We start from the raw sequence: 16,617 nt of genomic DNA on the forward strand, positions 1-16,617 counted from the left end.
GCGGCCGGACCGGCCGGCAACACAAAACCAACTGGCGATGACGCGACATTCCGCTGGACAGAAGCTTCAAATAAAGGCCCTGACTTGCTTCTTCGTTGAGAGCTACCGGGTTTGCCACGGGTTCCGGGTGCCGACGGTCCAGCCGCCGTCAACCAGGATCACCGTGGGAAAGGTCAGATCGCCAGACAGAGGTGGTAGGAGTCGAGGATCGCCGCGTGGACGTTGCGGCTGGACACGGCGTCCCCCACGCGGAAGAGCTGGAAGGAGGCCGCCTCGTTGCGCACGATCGCCTGCGGCCACAGGGTGAGCAGCGCCGTGTGGCCGACCGCGCCGTGGTTGCGGGACAACGGCTTCAGCTCGAAGTAGAGGTCGTCGACCGGGACCGTGCCGTGCTCGACGACCATCTGGTCGACCGTACGGGTCGCGGTGGTCCCCGCGTAGTCGTCGGTAGCGTGACCTCCAGGCGCCGGTCGGCGGTGCGCGCCACCGAGGTGACTCTTGAGTCGAGCGTGACCCGCACGTCGTGATCGGCGAACGCCTTCAGATAGGCCGGATAGTTGCTGTCGTCGACGATGGTCGGTCGGTGCCCGGCCCACTCGATGCCGGCCCCGGCGGGTCGCCAGCTGTCCAGATAGGACAGTCCGTGCCGGACCACCATATCCAGGCGCTTGCGGTCGAGGGCGAAATCGCGGCGGCCGATGTCGAACGTCCCGGACAACCGGACCGCGGATCCGAACGGCGAGCAGGCGACCATCCGCTCGTACAGCTTAAACGGGCGTGCAGGCGCGACGCCTTCACCGTGCGCGGTCAGGCTGGTGCCCTTCGCCGCTTCCAAGGGCACCTTGACACTCAGCGGCTTGAGCAGCGCCCGAGACGCGAACCCGGCGGCAACCACAACACGGTCGCACTCCAGATGCCGTCCTTCGGCCGTGGCCATGACCCACTTACTTTGGCGTGCTGGTGAAATCCGTTCGACCGGGTCGTGCTCGACGAGCGCTCCGCCGTTGGCCGGGCAGGCCTGGATCACCGAGCTGTCGCAGGTCGGCCTGGACCCGACGGACCCGTTCCCGCTCGGCTACACGCTGTCCGACAGCTGGATGCGGGCCGGCAGCCTGAGCTGAAGTCCCGACGGCGAGGCGTGGAGTCCACGCCTCGCCGTCGCGGACTTGCCGGCGAGCAGTCAGTCCCCCGCGTAGGCCGCGCCGATCACGGCGTGGTTGTGGAAATCACGCGACTCGACGATCTTGCCGTCGCGCACCCGCATCACCTGGATGTTGGCGGTCGTGAGTTCCTTGCCGGTGGTCGTGACGTGCACGTTGTAGTCGTATTCGGCGACAATGACCTCCGGGTCGGTGGTCTCGTGGATGCGCAGGTTGGCGACGGCAAACCGCACCGGCAGGGTGCTGAACCAGGCGAAGTGGTCGGCCAGTGCCTGGCGCCCCTCACGGTGTAGCGGCTCGGGAAGGGCGAACGGCAGATCGACGACGGTGTCTTCGGCGTAGAGGTCGGCGAGTCCGTCGAAGCGGCGCTCGACGACGCCGTCGAGCAGGGTTTCGAAGACTTCGCGCGGAGTTGCGGACATGGTGTGCTCCTTGATCTTGTTCGTGGTGCGGCCGGGGTGTTCAGCCGTTGTCGGTGCCGAAGTACTGTTCGGCGTTCGTCGGCACGATCGACGGGTAGCGGTCGTTGTGCACCTGGTCCAGCTTGCCGTCGCCGTTGAAGCTCGACCGCACGTACATCAGCGGCAGGTACTGCATGAAGTTCTCGAAGCCGCCGGCCGCCAGCTCCGCGATCCGCGCGTCGAGGTCGGCCATCGAGCCGAGGCGCTCGACGCGCAGGGTCGTGCCGGTGGCCTTCTCGTAGACCGCGTACAGGTCACGGAAGCTGAGACGGTCCCCGACGACCGGGAAGACGCGGCCGACCGGCTGGTCATCGACGGCCACCTCGACGGCGTAGCGGGCGGTGTCGAGATAGGTGGTGAAGTCCACCTGCTGGTCGCCGTCGCCCCAGATGTACGCGGTCTGCGTCGCAGGGTCGATGACGCGGTACCAGTAGAACAGGAGCGACCGGTCGAGGAAGGTGCCGTTGAGCACGTGGACCACCTCGACCTCGCCCCGCTGTTCGTCGGCCAGTTCCCCGAACTGGCGGCGCCAGTCGGAGGACGGGATCTGTCCCTCCGGGACCTTGAACAGGTCGAGGGAGAAGCTGGAAGGGATGAACCGCGCTACCCCGGCCGCACGAGCGGCCCGCAGCAGGGCGGCCTGGCCGTCGATGATCACGTCGGGGCCACCCTGCACGGCGGAGACGACGGTGCTCGCGCCGTCGACGAACGCGGCCAGCTCACCGGCGTCCTTGCCGAGCTCGCCTTCCACGATCTGCGCGCCGCGACGTTCGAGCTCGGCGACCTTGCCGCGGCTACCGGGCCGCACCAGCAGCCGCAGCGTCGTGTCCGGCCTGGCGAGCACCCGCTCCGCGATCAACGTGCCGAGCGCACCACTGCCGCCGGCCAGTGCTATCACTTTCGAGTCCATGATTTTTTCCTTCCGAGATTGGTTGCGGTTCAACGGTCGTAGGCCACGCGGGCCAGCCGGGGTACTCGGCCGAACGCGCCGGCGTGGAAATCCCGGTACGCCTGGGCGATCTCGGGTTTGCTGTTCATCACGAACGGGCCGCCGAGGGCCACGGGCTCGTGCAGCGGGGTGCCGCTGTAGACCATGACCTTTGACGGCAGGTCTCCGTCCGGAGCGGCCAGCCGCACCGAACTCTCCCCCGCCGCCGCGATGGGATCGGACCAGCCGACCTGACCCTCGTGCAGCATCCGGCCGCCCACCAGCGCGGTGCCGCGCAGGACGTGGGCGAACAGCCGGTGCTCGGCCGGAACGGCCAGGTCGTAGGAGGCCAGCGGCTCGAGGGTGGCCACCACGCCCTGCACGGACTGATAGGTGTCGGCGGCGCCGGTGACCCCATCGACGGTCCCGGCGTGCACGTCGATCACCACTCCGGGCGCGTGGACGCGGGGATGGCCCTTGAGGTCCTGGTAGCGCGACGGGGTCATTTTCTTGGCGGCGGGCAGGTTGAGCCACAGCTGCAGGACATGGGCGTGTTCGTCGCGGTAGGCCAGTTCGCGGTGGATGATGCCGCGCCCGGCAGTCATCCACTGCACCTCACCGGACTCCAGCGCACCGGTGTGGCCGAGGTTGTCACCGTGCTCCAGCACGCCGTCGACGACCAGCGTGACGGTCTCCAGGCCGCGGTGCGGATGCCACTCGAAGCCCGGCTTGGAGAACCAGTCCTCGACCAGGCCCAGGAACGGGTCGGTCAGTGCCGGGTCGGTGGGGACGAACGCGAGCGCCTTGTCGTCGACCTGTTCGTCCGGACCCAGGTGGGTCCGGTCGCCGATCCGGGTCAGGGTCCGCTGGACGATCAGCCGGCTGGTCATCGATGCCTCCTCAAGTTAAGTAGATGACACATCATGTAACTTAGATGACTCGTCATCTATTCCGCTAAACTCGTCGGATGACGAAGTGGCTGACCGACGAGGAGCAACAGGCCTGGCGCGGGCTCATCCACATGACCGCCCAGCTCAACACCAGGCTCAACCGGCAGATCCAGGACGAGCACGACATCTCCCTGGCCGACTACGGAGTCCTCGCCCGCCTGCACGACGCACCCGAGCCGGGCCTGCGCGCCCGCGATCTGGAAGCCACCCTCGCCTGGGAACAAAGCCGGCTGTCCCACCAACTGTCCCGCATGCAGCGACGCGGCCTTGTCGAGCGGCACGAATGCCTCGACGACCGCCGCGGCGCCGCCTTCGCGATCACCGCGACCGGCCGCACCGCGATCGAAGACGCCGCACCCGGGCACGTCATCGCCGTACGCCGGATGCTGTTCGACCACCTGACCCCCGGCGAGGTGACCTGGCTGGCCGAACTCACCACCCGGGTCACCGACCGCCTCGGAGACCCGGCCTGACCGCCGGCTACCAGGGGACGAGTCCGTCGTTGTCGAAGAACTCACCGGTCGGGCCGTCGGGCCCGACCGTGGCCAGCTTCACGATCACTTCGGCCCCTTCGGTCACCGGCTGGCTGTCCGCGGAGAACCCGGTCATGTCGGTGGCGGTCTTGCCGGGATTCACCGCGTTGATCCGGATATCCCCCAACGCGATCGCGTACTGGGTGGTGATCATGTTCAGCGCCGCCTTCGACGACGGGTAGCCCAGAACCGGGCCATACGTCTTCCCCCACTCGATCGCGTCGGGCACCGATCCGGCCGAACTGGACACCATCACAACCCGGGGATTCTCGGACGCCCGCAGCAAAGGCAGAAAGGCGTGCGTCACCCGGACCGGGCCGAACACGTTCACCTCGAAGAGGTCCCGCACGTCGTCGCCGCGCACATCGGTGACCGGAATCCCGGAATCCACCACACCCGCGTTGTTCACCAGCACGTCCAGCCGCCCCGACCGCGCCTTCACAGCCTCGGCAGCCGCGAACACCGAGTCCTCAGAGGCCACATCGAGCGGCACGAACTCCACCGCCAGGCCGTCCTCGACAAGTTCGGCGGCGGCCGCCTCGCCGCGCGCGGTGTCCCGGGCGGCGAGGAACACCCGCCAGCCCAGCCCCGCCAGCCGCCGCACGGTTTCCCGGCCCAGTCCCTTGTTCGCCCCAGTCACCAGGGCGGTCGTCGTTTCGGTCATGTTGGTTACTTTCCGCTTCCGCGCAACCACCCACCAGGACCGCTGTGCCCTGGGACCGGCGGTACCACCCCGAGATCACGGTCCTGCGGCACGGTGAACACATGGACCGAGCCGAACTGGCCGCAGTGCTACGCACCGCACGTACGCGAGTGTCACCGGCCGATGTCGGCCTCCCGGCCGGATCGCGCCGACAGGTGCCCGGACTGCGCCGCGAGGAGGTCGCCCACCTGGCCTGGAACCCGCTCGCCGCCGCGCTGCTGGGCGACTACAGCCGATGGCCACCCGCGAACCGCAACATCATCCGGCAGCGGTTCCTCGGCACCGGTTCCTCGGCACCGGCCCCAGCCGGATGACACTGGACTCAGCCGACGCCGACAAGGCGGCGGACGCCGAAGCCGCAGGTTGCCTGCGCTTCGCCCAGGCGCGCTACCCCGCCGACCCCGAACTGGGCAAGCTCATCGCCGACCTGCGCTCGGGCAGCGCCCGGTTCGAGGCCGGATGGCGAGCCGGCCAGGCCGGCCGACTGCACCCCGCCACCCAAACCCTCGAGCACCCCGAACTCGGGCGAATCACCCTCGACCGCGACAACCTCCACATGGCGGAAGGCGAACAGATCCTCGTCGTCTACTCCGCCGCACCGGGAACGCCCGCGGCGTCGCAACTCGACCTGCTGCGGGTCACCGGCACCGAACAGTTCACCGGCTCACGCACGTGAAGCTGCCCGCCTCGGCCGGTCACCCGCCCAGTAGCGCGGCCAGGCCGGGTATTCGCACAGAGGGATCTCGTATGACCGGCGTCACCCACAGTCCGCGGAATCTGTTGAACCGCGGGGCCGCCGCCTCACGTCTTCGGTGACATGAAGGCCGGACTGATCGGCACGACGACGGTCGTGGCCACGTTGCTCCTTTCGTCGTGCACAGGCCCGCAACCCGGTTCAGCGGAGCCGTCGAAGCCCAGCCACCCCAACGAGATCAGAACGGTCACCCCGACCTGGATCAGCGGCCTGCAAGTCGTCAGCAACCACAGCGAATCCGCGTCCTGCCCGTGGGCCACCGCCTACCCCGCGATCCCGGGCGCCGACGCGCTCACCGCCACCCTGCGCGACAAGATGCCCAGCCGACCCGACGAACAGGCCGCCGACCCGGAGACCGGCTGCCCCAGCGGTGAAACGCCGGAAATCAACATCAGCTTCCGATTCCTCGCGGCCGCCGGCGATGTCGTCGGTGTCGAACTCACGACCGTCGACTACTCCAGCGCCGGAGACGGCACCACCATCGCCACCTACTGGTTCGACACGCGCTCGAAGAAATCACTGCCCGCGACCGCGCTCCTCGCCGACAACGCAGGGGACGATTTCGTCACCGCCGTCGTCAAAGCCCTCTCCGGCCACGAAGGCGTCGACCCCGGCAACCTCAAAGCCGCGCTGGTCCCCGAATTCCGCGCCAGCACCCTGACCGACCTGGCCTTCACCGAAGGCGGCGACCTCGTCGCCCGGTTCGACCAAGGCGCGGTCGCCGCTGTCCCCGCCGGGCGTCAGCAGGCCGTCATCCCCCGGGTCCAGGCCGAACCTCTGCTGTCCGATCTAGGCCGCCGAGCCCAGCAGCAGGCCCTGCGGCCCGGCAACCGGCTCGACCTCGACGGCGCGGCACCCACGACACCACGACCGCCCGCCCCCGCGCCTCAGCCGTCCACAGTGGACTGTCAGCGGGTCAGATGCGTCGCACTGACCTTCGACGACGGCCCCGGCCCGGACACCGGGAAACTGCTCGACACCCTCGCCCGCTTCGGCGCCCACGCCACGTTCTTCGTCGTCGGGCAGAACGCGACCTACCACGGCGACCTGCTCCGCCGGGAAGCCGCCGAAGGACACGAAATCGGCAACCACAGCTGGTCCCACCCCGACCTGCGAAAGCTCACCGCCGACCAGGTCCGCGACCAGCTCGACCGCACCGACCAGGCGATCGCCGACGCCACCGGCCGCAAACCCACCCTCATCCGCCCGCCCTACGGCGCGATCAACGACACTGTCCGCGGCGCCGTGGAGCGCCCCATGGCACTCTGGAGCCTCGACACGCTCGACTGGAAGTTCCGGGACAGCACCAAGGTCACCCAAACCGTCCTCGACACGGTCAAACCCGGCGACATCGTGCTGCTCCACGACAACCACCCCACCTCCGTCGCCGCCGTCCCCGCGATCCTCAGCGGCCTCAAGGACCTCGGCTACCAGTTCGTCACCGTCAGCCAACTCTTCGGCAGCACCCAGCTCACCCCGGGCAAGACCTACGGCGACAACGAGAAAGCCTTCGGACGCAACTGAAGGTCACTCCGGCGGGAGCACGGTGAGCCGGAGCGTACTCCGCCCCCGCGCGGGTGGGATCCTCCACAAAGCCCAGCAGCGCTGCCGATCGGGCTCAGTTCTCGTCGGTGCAGGAGTCCGCGGCGTTGTCCGGCCGCTGGAGGTTGGCCAGGACCGTGGCGGAGATGCCCGGCCAGTTGATCGAGCTGCTCAGGGCTGAGGCAGTCGATGAACAGCCGGCGGACGTGGTCACTGTGCTGGGGGCGGCTTCGGTCAGCGCCTCATGCCCCTTCTGTATGAGCGTGACATGGACGGCACGGGCTTCCCCGCTGTGCCGTTCGACGAGGCCGCGTTTGGACATGCGGGTGAGCTGGTGGTGCAGGCGGCTCTTTTCCCAGCCCATCATCGCGCCGAGGTGAAACGCACGCAGCCGCCCGCCGGTTGCCCCAGAGAGCACGGTGAGCACGGTGTAGTCCGCGGTGGACAGTCCGTTGTTCGCGCCCGGCAGGCCCGTCCTGTTCCGTCGGGCGACCGCGGTCACCATGGATCCCCGCCAGGGTGTGCTGCCCGAGACCGACGTCCTGGTCCGCGGCACCACCATCGAGTCGGTGGGCAAACGGCTGCCGGCGCCACCGTCATCGACGCCGCCGGGGCGCTGCTGCTGCGCGGCGTGGGCGCGGAATGGACCCTGGCCAACTACTTCGAATGGATCATCACGAAGTGGGGGCCGCTGTTCCGGCCGGAGGACATCTACGCGGCCAACTACATGAGCATGCTCAGCTGTCCATCGCGGCGGAGAGCGAAGTCAATGCCGGTCACGGCTACCCGCCCATCACGAAGGCACGGCAGTTCGGACGCCGACCCCGTACGCGCCTCCAGCACCTGGGCCCAGATCATGGCCGCTTGTTGTGGGACATCGACGATTCCGGCCAGATCGGGTCGACGCCGTCGGGTTGGAAACCCATGATCCACCCGTAGAACGCGAGCTCCTTCTCGGTCGAGTCGATGATCGTCGCAGGCAGCCGGAAGCCGTGCGCCTCACCCTCGTACTCCACATAGGCGTGCCGGACGCCCTTCGCGGCAAGTGCGTCGCGGAACAGCTTCGCCTGCGAGGGCGGCACGATCGGATCCTCAAGACCCTGCAGCAGAAGCACTGGGGTGCGCAGACGGTCGACATTGGACAGTGCTGATCGCTCGACGTACAGCGCGGCGGCGTCAGGAAGTGGTCCCACCAACCCGTCCAGATATCGCGACTCGAAGTCGTGTGTGTCCTGCGCCAGGCGGGTGAGGTCAGCCATCCCGAAGTACGACGCCCCTGCCGCGAACACGTCGGATGTCGTGAGCGCCACCAGTACGGTCCCTCCACCTGAGGAACCGCCGCGGATACCCAGGCGTCGTAGGTCGGCGAGTCCTTCTTCGGCCAGGCATGACACCGCCGCGATCGTGTCTTCGACGTCGACCACACCCCACGCGCCGCGCAACGACTCGCGATAGTCGCGGCCGTAGCCTGTGGATCCGCCATAGTTGACGTCGATCACACCGATCCCGCGGCTCGTGAAGTACGCCTTGCGCAGCAGGTCGTGTGGGGCCATCGAGCGCGTGGTCGGGCCGCCGTGCACAAACGCTATGTAGGGCGGCAGCTCGCCTTCGGGCGCCTCAGCCTCAGGACTGCGCGGTGGATAGACAAGCGCGTGCACGTCGCGGTCGAGACCCCGGAAGACGCGCTGTTCGGCAATCGGCAGCCACTCGGGCCCTACTGGCATCTCGGCGGAGAGACGGACGTCGTGCATCTCGCCGGTGTTGAGGTCGACGACTCGGATGCCCTGCGACAGCGTTGATGAGCCGCCCGATACCAGCACGCGCCCGTCGCGATGTGCGAGCGGCTGGATGGCTGTGAGCGCAACGGGCAGCTCGGTTTCTTCGCCCGTGACCGGGTCGATGCGCACGAGCCGGTCGGAGCCGAATGTCTTGACCGCGAGAACGCACCCGTCATCCAGCGGGAGGTGCCACTTCGATCCGAGGAGCCACGCCGCACCGCCGTACTCGGCGTGCGCCGGATGCAGGGGCACGCGCGTTCCGTCAAGATCGATGCGCTCGAGATTCCACCAGCCGGTGGGGTCGGCGCTCATGGTGAGTGTGCGATCGTCCGCCCACTCCGGCTGCACGATCGACTCGGTGGCCGAGCCGGCCAGGGTCCGCCAGGAAGGCACGGTGCCGTCAGGGGCGACCGCGCCGACGCGCAGCTGCGTGCCGTCCCAGGGCATCTGGGGGTGATCCCAGGCGATCCAGGCGAGGTGCGTGCCGTCGGGCGAAAACCGTGGCGACGCAAGGAAACGCGAACCGGAGACTACCGACGTAATGCGGTCGGCATCCGACGCCGCCGACCCATCCAAAGGCACGCGCACGATGTCGCGGGTGAGCGCGTCGGCGGCGTGCGACTCGCGCACCGCGACCACATCTCCGTCGCGCACGGCGAGATCGCCGAAGCGGAACCCGAGGCCGCCAGGCGTCAGCGGTGCCGGAGTCGTCTCGCCCGACGTGAGCAGATAGAGGCGTTGGTCTGTGAACTCCGCGAAGACAAGGTCGCGTGAGGGCGTCGCCACCCATGCCCCGCCGCCGTACTCGTGCACTCGCGTGCGCGCGTCCCATGGTGCCGGCAGCACGTCGACAGGATCACTGCCGTCGCCGTGCGTACGCACCGCGAGCCGACCGTCCTCAGCGCCCTTTCGCTCGAGCCACCACACGTCGTCGCCCACCCACGCGGCGTCGTGGACGGGATGTTCCGCCGCGAGCGCCGCCGCGTCGATCGGCGAACGCCAGGTGCCGTACGGCGCCCGTTGCTTCATAGGGACGTCGTTTCGCGTGCTGCGCTGATGATCACTCCAACGATGCTAGGCAGGCGCATCCGCCAAGCGCCCTCGTCGAATGACGAAAGACGCCTCCCTTCCCCTGCGACACTTGTTCTGTCCTCAGAGCGATTGGTGTCCGTCACGCAGATCAGCGCTGCGCAGCCACCAGTGCAGCACAAGGCGCACGGTGCCGTCGCTGAGCGAAAGCCCCATCAGCTCTTCGACGCGCGAAATCCGGTAGTAGACGGTCGAACGGTGCACGTAGAGCTTTTCGGCCACCTTCGACACGTCGCCCATGTTCTCCAGAAAGCAGCGGAGCGTGGCGAGCAGCTCGTCGGACAGCACCTCGCCCATCGACGCCAGCCGCGGTGGCACCAGATGAGCGGGTGGTGGCGAGGGCGCGAGCACGGCGAGCATCTGGCCGGGCTCCAGCTCGTCCCAGTCGATGACGCCCTGACGCCGCAGCACGTGATCGGCACGCAGTGCGGCACTCGCCTGTTCGTACGACTTCGCGACCTCCTCGAGCGACGAAACCGCACCGCCGATGGCAACGGTCGGACGCTCGCCCCCGTCCTCCATACGGTTGAGCTGCTCCGCGAGTGCGCGGATATTACGCTCTTCAGGCCCCGGATCACCCGCCGCGAGCAATACGACGCTGTCGCCGACACCGGCGACGAGCCACGAGCGGTACGCCCTCACCTCCAGCCGGCGCGCCACCAAGGTCTTGAGTGGACGCAGGCGCGCCCGCGCCGACGGATATGCCAGCGTGAGCACGTGGAAAATGCCCACGTCGTTGATCAGTCCGAGCTCGCGCATGTCGTCCGCGGCACGCACGCGCGAAGGTCCGTCGCCGAGAATGAGCTCGCACAGGATGCGCTCGCGCTCCGACTCCTGGACCTCCAATGACCGCTGACGCCGGTAGAGCACCTCGGCGATACGAGCGCTCACCTTCACGACCTCGCGCAGGTCCTCTTCTTCGAGCGACTCGTCGCGGTCGATGAGCGTGAGGAACCCGCAGGGCTCCTCACGATGCCAGAGCGGCACGACGACCCGTGCGTGCGAGCCGGCCAGGTCATCCGGTGAGAGCCGGAGGGGCTCGCGCAGACTGCGCAGGCGATGGGTCACGAGCAGATGCCGCATCACGTCATCGCCGAGCCTGCGGTTGATGATCGATTGGACGCGCGTCGTGTCCTCGTCGCCGAACGACCGTGTATGTGAGATGAGCTTCAGGTTCGGATCGTCGACTGTGATGGACCTGCGCAGAGTCTCTGCGAGGTCGTCGATCGAACGCTGGACTTCATCCAACACCGGTGCCGCCCTCCCTGACCTGATTCTAGGTCCGGAAGGCGGCACCAGCCGTCCAGAGGACGCGTGTCCGCGCACGTAGGACGGCTGCTACTGGGCGGAGATGGCCGTCGGCGCCAGGTACGGGCCGCTGGCCGCGATGCGGAACTTCGACGAGTAGTACGCCGTGTCGACCAGCGACAGCGGGGTGAAGGCGGTCAGCTCGACGAGCCTGCGTTCGGCCTTGATCCACAGGTCACAGCCACCTTCGGGACCCGCGGCCGCCGCCTGGGCGACGAGTGAGTCATACGCCTGGTCGTGCACGCCGCCGAGGTTCTGCCCGCGCTCGGCCGGCTCGCTCCCACCGAAGGTGTCGTACGTCGGGCGTTCGGCACCGATGCTGAGGGCGGTGACATCCCAGCCCCGGCCCGACAGGACCGTGTTGTACTTCTCGTTCGTCGACGAGGGATTCACCTCGACCTTGAAACCGAACGACGCCCAGACATTGCGCAGGAACTCCGCGCCGACGTCAGTCGTCTCGACCGGTGCGAGGCGGACTGTGACGGGCTGACCGCCCTTTGCCCAGATCCCCGAGGCGTCCTTCGCGTAGCCGGCGTCGGTCATGGTCTTCGTGGCGGCCGGGACGCCCGCCGGCGGGAGGATGTCGGTCACCTTGCCGTAGGGAGAGCAAGCGGCGCCCTCGGGCAGGCGGCTCTCGGCGGCGGAACCCGCCGGGCCGACCACATTGGCCCAGTCCTTGGCCGACACCAGCTGTTGCAACGCCTTGCGCACGGCCGGATCGCTGGTCGACGAGCCGTTGCGGACGTTGTAGAGCAGGCTCAGGGTCAGCTGCGACGCGACCGCCTTCTGCATGCCGTTGACGTTGCTCACCCGCAAGGCTGGTTGACCACCGAGCATCCCGATGCTCCGCTGGCCGCCGAGCAGCAGGTTGGCGGTCGCGTTGCTGTCCGGCGAGAAGTCGATCTTGACCGTGTCGGGCGCCGCGCTGGTGGTCGAGGCACTGGCCGGCCCCCAGGTGTAGTCCTTGCGCTTGGCGAAGGTGAAACCGGCGCCCGGGTTGCCCTCAGTCAGCGTGTACGGGCCGGTACCCAGCGGCGTCGTCTTCAGCGACTCGGCACGGTCGAGGCCCGAGTCGCAGACCATGAACGGGCCACGCACCAGGCGAGCCTCGATCATGACCACCGGCGCCGCGTACTTGATGGATACGGTGCCGGCCTTGTCATCCGCGGTGACGTCGTAGTTGGTGCTGCCCATGATCGAGACGGCTGTGGGAGACGCGGTTGCCGGGTCCTTGATGCGGTCGAGGTTGCGTTTGACCGTCGCGGCGGTGAACGGCGTGCCGTCGCTACAGGTGACCTTCGGGTTCAGGGTGAACTTGGCGGTAGTGGCGGTGAACTCCCAGCTGCTGGCCAGACTCGACGTGAGTTTCCGCGTGCCCGGCTCGAACGTGACCAGGGTGTCGTACACGAACTTCTGGACGATGCCCGCGAACGTCGTGCGCGACAGCGCGGGGTCGAGGTTGTCGAAGCCGTCGCCCATCTGCATCGACAACGTCTGCGGCCCGGACGAGCCGCCGCCTGCGACGGCACAGCCGGTGAGGATCAATGACAACGCGACTGCGGTGGCTGGCCTGGGTGATTTCACGGCACGCTCCGGCGGGTGAGGTGGATGGGCGGCAAGCAGGGTCAATCGGCTGCGGCCACGCTGAACGGGCGCCAGGGGAACCGGGGCACTGCGTCGAGCAGGCTGCGCGTGTAGAGGTCCTGGGGGTGGTCGAAGACGTCGGACGTCGGCCCCGCCTCGACGATGTGGCCGTCCTGCAGCACGATCACCTCGTCGCAAAGGGCCCTGACGATGTCGAGGTTGTGGGTGATGAACGCCAGCGTCAGCTCGTTCTGGTCGCGGATGTCACGCAGCAGCCGCAGAATCGCCGATTGCACGCTCACGTCGAGCGCGCTGGTGATCTCGTCACAGATGAGGAACCGCGGCTGGGCCGCGAGCGCACGTGCGATCGCGATGCGCTGCCGCTGACCGCCCGAGAGCTCGAACGGATAGCTGTCGGCCGCTGTGGCCGGCAGGCCGACGAGATCGAGCAGCCGGACCATCTCTTCCTTGGGGTCGCACTCGATGCCGTTGACCACAAGCGCTTCACGGATCATCGCGCCCGCGGGCATCCGCTGGTTGAGCGACGAGTTCGGGTCCTGGAAGATCATCTGACGCACTCGCGAGAGCGAGCCGGGGCCGGTGCGCGGCATCGATGCGAGCGGTGTGCCGTCGAGGTCGACCGTTCCCGAGTCGGGCTCGAGTAGACCCGCGATCACGCGGCCAAGCGTCGACTTGCCGCTACCCGACTCCCCCACGATCCCGAGCGAGTTGCCTCGCTGCACCGCGACCGATACGTGATTGAGTGCGCGCACCTTGCGGCGGCCACGGCCGTAGGACACTTCGATCCCCTCGGCGACGATCCCGTTCACTGTGGACCCTCCGCATCGACGAACTCCGGCGATGTCGCCGAGAGCAGGAGCTTCGTGTAGGGGTGCCGTGGATTCGTGACGATCTGCTCGGCTGTGCCGTGTTCGACGATGCGGCCGTCCTTCATCACCGCGATCCGGTCGCACAACTGCGCCACCAGTGCGAGGTCGTGCGAGACGAACACCAACGCCAGGCCGCGCTGCTCGGTGACCTCGACGAGCAGTCGCACGATCTGGGCCTGCACCGAGACGTCGAGCGCCGTCGTCGGCTCGTCGGCCAGCAGGACCTTGGTGTGCCGGCCGAGCAGGGCCATCGCGATCATCACGCGTTGACGCTGACCGCCCGAGAGTTCATGCGGGCGACGGCGTAGCGCAGCGGCTGGGACAGGGATGCCGACCGCTTCCAGCGCGGCGATCGAGCGCTCGCGGATCTCGGTGCGGCTGAGCTGTTGCCCGCGTAGCCGGTCCCGCATGATGGAGCCGATGGTGAGCATGGGGTTGAGCGAGCCGAGCGGATCCTGGAACACCATGCTCACGCCGTCGGCGAGCAAGCGGGCGTGCGCCTCGCCCTCAGTACCGACTTCGGTGTCGACTTCGGTGCCGTCAAGGCGGTGTGCTGTGGACTCCGCGGCGACGCCGACCGGCAGCAGGTTGGCGAGAGCCGACAACGTGAGACTCTTGCCCGATCCCGATTCGCCGACGATGCCGAGACGCTCGCCCGCCCGTACGCCGATGCTGATGCCGTGCAGCAGGCCGGTGCCGTCGGCCTTCGTGCGGGCGTGCAGGTAGCGAATGGACAGCACGGCATCGTCGGTCTCCGCCGCGACGGAGTCAGCTGCGTCTGCCGGAGCCGTTTCCGAGCGGCGCTTCAGCCATCCGCGCCGGGAGACCAGCGCGCGGGCGCGTGGGTCGAGCCCTGCGGCGATCCGTTCACCAAGCACGTTCACGCTGACACCGGTGACCACGATGGCAAGGCCGGGGGCAACGATCATCCACGGGCTCGTATAGATGTTCGTCATCGCTCCACTGAGCATGAGGCCCCAGTCGAACTCAGGCTCACGCACGCCAAGGCCGATGAAGCTGAGCGACGCCATCGCGATGAGGTAGCCGGCGACGGTCAGGATCGCGAGGGTCGCGATCGGATCGGCGATGTTCGGCAGGAAATACCGGGCCATCAGGCGCCGGCCGCGGATGCCGACGGCCCGTGCCGCGGCGATCATGTCGCTGCCCGCCTGGGTGAGCACGAGGTTCATCGTGAGGCGCGCGATCTGCGGCGCACCGGCGATGCCGAGGCCGATCATCGCGGCGAGGCCGGAGCGCCCGAACAGCGTGGCAGCGAGGATCGCCAGCAGGATGCCAGGGAAGGCGATGAGGGTCACGACCACGCTGTTGACGACGCGGCGCGCGGCAGGCCCGAGCACGGCGGCGAGAAGGCCCACGGTGATGCCGATACCGAACGCGATGGCGGTCGCGCCGAGTGCGTAAAGAATGCTCGTACGGGCCGCCACAAGGCTGCGCAGTAGCAGGTCGCGGCCAAGCTCGTCGGTGCCGAGCCAGTGCTCGGCACCGGGCAGCTGGCGCGGGCTCGTCGGGTCGATCGTCGAGGCGACGACACTCCACAATGGCGGAGCGACGATGGCCACGACGGCGACGAGCAGGACGAGGACAAAAGCGACAGTCGCACCGGCATCGGCGAAGACGAAGCGGGAGAACCTGGCACGTGGCTTCATGTCAGCTCCCCACGATCAGCGAGCGTGGGTCGAGCAGCGCCAGCAGGACGTCGACCACGAACGTGATGGAGAGTGTGATGACGGCGATCACGAGGCCGACCGTCTGCAACAGGGTGTAGTCGAGGTTCTGCACGGAGGTGGTGACCAGGCGGCCGATGCCCGGCCACGCGAACACGGTCTCGGTGATGATCATCCCGCCCATCAGGGCCGCCAGGATGAGGCCTGCGAACGTGATGGTGGCGGTCAGCACGTTGGGCAGCACGTGCTTGCCGTAGAGGATGTGCCATGGCAGGCGCATCGCGCGAGCCGATCGCACGTAGTCCTCCTTGAGGATGCGTGACGTTTCGATGTAGACGATGCGGCTGAGTGTCGCGGCGAGTCCGATCGCGACAGTCGCCACGGGCAACACGATCGCGTCGGGGCTGTCAGCGCCGGCCGGCGGCAGCCACCGGAGGGTGATCGCGAACACCGCGATCAGCGAGATCGCGATGAGGAAGTCGGGAATCGACGCGAGCAGGCCGGTTCCGAAGTGGAACGCCGACGCGCGGCCCTCGCGCCTACGGCTGCGTGCCGCGACCATCATGCCGAGGGGCACGGCGATGAGCACCGCGACGATGAACGCGAGCAGGCCGAGCTGTACAGTCGCCGGCAGCTGTTCCATCACGACGTCGATCGCAGGGCGGCGCAACGAGATCGACTCACCGAAATCGAACGTCACGATGTGCCGTAGGTAGGTCACGTACTGCACGAAAACCGACTCGTCGAGCCCGAGTTCCGCACGCCGCTGCGCGATGAAAGCCGGGTCGGCGAACGGCCCTGCCGAGGCGCGCACGGCGTCGCCACCGAGTGCGCGGGACATGAAGTAGACACCCGTGACGATGACGAACAGCGACACGACGAACGAGACGGCGCGGCGCGCGATGAAGGCAGGCCAAGGACTGCCGGCCAGAGGCCTTGTCCGAGCCGGACCGGCTTGCGTGATGGCCAACGTGACTCTCCAAGGTGGACGAAGGAACTAGCCGAGCCTGATCATGGCGAAACGCGGGCCACACGCCCGGCTGCCGCGCGCAGGTGGTCCGTCATCCGATCGGCGGCGATATCGTCGGTGCCGTGAGGGTCACGAGTCGTTGCTGGTCACTGATCCGCATCGGGGAAGTCTGCCGGTAAACGCCGCTCGCGGCCTTTGGGCGATTGTTCGAAGACAGGCGTGGCATTTTTCGACACGGTGCCGTGGCATGCCCCGGCACGCTGGCGCAGACTGACCCGATCC

18 protein-coding genes are annotated in these 16,617 nt (G+C 68.1%); 5 read left to right on the top strand and 13 right to left on the bottom strand.

Annotation, left to right across the window (positions count from 1 at the left end; genetic code table 11):
- Positions 1-173: 173 nt before the first annotated feature.
- Both JOF56_RS46105 and JOF56_RS58865 read right to left on the bottom strand, forming a co-directional pair.
- Positions 174-404 (bottom strand): hypothetical protein, encoded by a 231-nt coding sequence (locus JOF56_RS46105; protein WP_209645837.1) that lies wholly within the window; start codon positions 402-404, stop codon positions 174-176.
- Complete coding sequence (locus tag JOF56_RS58865) at positions 353-1,024, bottom strand: NAD(P)/FAD-dependent oxidoreductase (protein ID WP_307855830.1); 672 nt, start codon at positions 1,022-1,024, stop codon at positions 353-355. The genes JOF56_RS46105 and JOF56_RS58865 overlap by 52 nt, the downstream gene beginning before the upstream one ends.
- Here JOF56_RS58865 and JOF56_RS58870 point away from each other — a divergent pair.
- Positions 936-1,121 carry a proline racemase family protein gene (locus tag JOF56_RS58870; protein ID WP_281065592.1) on the top strand — a complete coding sequence of 62 codons (186 nt, stop codon included), beginning with the start codon at positions 936-938 and terminating at the stop codon, positions 1,119-1,121. The genes JOF56_RS58865 and JOF56_RS58870 overlap by 89 nt on opposite strands.
- Positions 1,122-1,180: 59 nt before the next feature.
- On the opposite strand, the gene JOF56_RS46115 is transcribed toward JOF56_RS58870, so the two are convergent.
- The 3 genes from JOF56_RS46115 to JOF56_RS46125 are packed head-to-tail and all read right to left on the bottom strand — an operon-like array spanning position 1,181 to position 3,439.
- Positions 1,181-1,582: a nuclear transport factor 2 family protein gene (locus tag JOF56_RS46115; RefSeq protein ID WP_209645839.1), complete on the bottom strand. Its 402-nt coding sequence runs from the start codon at positions 1,580-1,582 to the stop codon at positions 1,181-1,183.
- A gap of 40 nt (positions 1,583-1,622) precedes the next feature.
- Entirely contained in the window at positions 1,623-2,531 is a 909-nt protein-coding gene (locus JOF56_RS46120) for an NmrA family NAD(P)-binding protein (protein WP_209645840.1), read from the bottom strand.
- A 29-nt stretch (positions 2,532-2,560) separates the two neighbouring features.
- Positions 2,561-3,439 carry a pirin family protein gene (locus JOF56_RS46125; RefSeq protein WP_209645841.1) on the bottom strand — a complete coding sequence of 293 codons (879 nt, stop codon included), beginning with the start codon at positions 3,437-3,439 and terminating at the stop codon, positions 2,561-2,563.
- Positions 3,440-3,516: 77 nt separating this feature from the next.
- Here JOF56_RS46125 and JOF56_RS46130 point away from each other — a divergent pair, with 77 nt between their 5' ends.
- Positions 3,517-3,972, top strand: coding sequence for a MarR family winged helix-turn-helix transcriptional regulator (locus JOF56_RS46130; protein ID WP_209645842.1), 456 nt, complete (start codon positions 3,517-3,519; stop codon positions 3,970-3,972).
- 7 nt (positions 3,973-3,979) lie between these two features.
- Here JOF56_RS46130 and JOF56_RS46135 read toward each other — a convergent pair whose 3' ends face one another.
- Positions 3,980-4,696 (bottom strand): SDR family NAD(P)-dependent oxidoreductase, encoded by a 717-nt coding sequence (locus JOF56_RS46135; protein ID WP_209645843.1) that lies wholly within the window; start codon positions 4,694-4,696, stop codon positions 3,980-3,982.
- Positions 4,697-4,740: 44 nt separating this feature from the next.
- On the opposite strand from JOF56_RS46135, the gene JOF56_RS46140 reads away from it, so the two are divergent.
- From JOF56_RS46140 to JOF56_RS46150, 3 genes are all read left to right on the top strand, one after another.
- Positions 4,741-5,049: an MmyB family transcriptional regulator gene (locus tag JOF56_RS46140; RefSeq protein WP_209645844.1), complete on the top strand. Its 309-nt coding sequence runs from the start codon at positions 4,741-4,743 to the stop codon at positions 5,047-5,049.
- A complete protein-coding gene (locus JOF56_RS46145; protein WP_209645845.1) occupies positions 5,046-5,411 on the top strand; it encodes an MmyB family transcriptional regulator in 366 nt (121 codons plus the stop codon). Before JOF56_RS46140 ends, JOF56_RS46145 begins: the two co-directional genes overlap by 4 nt.
- A gap of 141 nt (positions 5,412-5,552) precedes the next feature.
- A complete protein-coding gene (locus JOF56_RS46150) occupies positions 5,553-7,013 on the top strand; it encodes a polysaccharide deacetylase family protein (protein WP_209645846.1) in 1,461 nt (486 codons plus the stop codon).
- Positions 7,014-7,107: 94 nt separating this feature from the next.
- Here JOF56_RS46150 and JOF56_RS46155 read toward each other — a convergent pair whose 3' ends face one another.
- The 7 genes from JOF56_RS46155 to JOF56_RS46185 form a co-directional block, all read right to left on the bottom strand.
- Positions 7,108-7,533, bottom strand: a complete 426-nt coding sequence (locus tag JOF56_RS46155; RefSeq protein WP_209645847.1) for a MarR family winged helix-turn-helix transcriptional regulator — start codon at positions 7,531-7,533, stop codon at positions 7,108-7,110.
- Between the two features lie 352 nt (positions 7,534-7,885).
- Positions 7,886-9,838, bottom strand: coding sequence for a prolyl oligopeptidase family serine peptidase (locus tag JOF56_RS46160; RefSeq protein WP_209645848.1), 1,953 nt, complete (start codon positions 9,836-9,838; stop codon positions 7,886-7,888).
- A 123-nt stretch (positions 9,839-9,961) separates the two neighbouring features.
- Positions 9,962-11,194, bottom strand: a complete 1,233-nt coding sequence (locus JOF56_RS58875; protein ID WP_209645849.1) for a PucR family transcriptional regulator — start codon at positions 11,192-11,194, stop codon at positions 9,962-9,964.
- Between the two features lie 42 nt (positions 11,195-11,236).
- Positions 11,237-12,790 (bottom strand): ABC transporter substrate-binding protein, encoded by a 1,554-nt coding sequence (locus tag JOF56_RS46170; protein ID WP_209645850.1) that lies wholly within the window; start codon positions 12,788-12,790, stop codon positions 11,237-11,239.
- A gap of 41 nt (positions 12,791-12,831) precedes the next feature.
- On the bottom strand, positions 12,832-13,620 hold the full coding sequence (locus JOF56_RS46175; RefSeq protein ID WP_209645851.1) for an ABC transporter ATP-binding protein: 789 nt from the start codon (positions 13,618-13,620) through the stop codon (positions 12,832-12,834).
- Positions 13,617-15,347, bottom strand: a complete 1,731-nt coding sequence (locus JOF56_RS46180) for a dipeptide/oligopeptide/nickel ABC transporter permease/ATP-binding protein (protein ID WP_209645852.1) — start codon at positions 15,345-15,347, stop codon at positions 13,617-13,619. The genes JOF56_RS46175 and JOF56_RS46180 overlap by 4 nt, the downstream gene beginning before the upstream one ends.
- Position 15,348: 1 nt before the next feature.
- Entirely contained in the window at positions 15,349-16,335 is a 987-nt protein-coding gene (locus tag JOF56_RS46185; protein WP_209645853.1) for an ABC transporter permease, read from the bottom strand.
- Between the last annotated feature and the right edge of the window lie 282 nt (positions 16,336-16,617).

The sequence above is a fragment of the Kibdelosporangium banguiense genome (assembly GCF_017876405.1).
GTDB lineage: Bacteria > Actinomycetota > Actinomycetes > Mycobacteriales > Pseudonocardiaceae > Kibdelosporangium > Kibdelosporangium banguiense.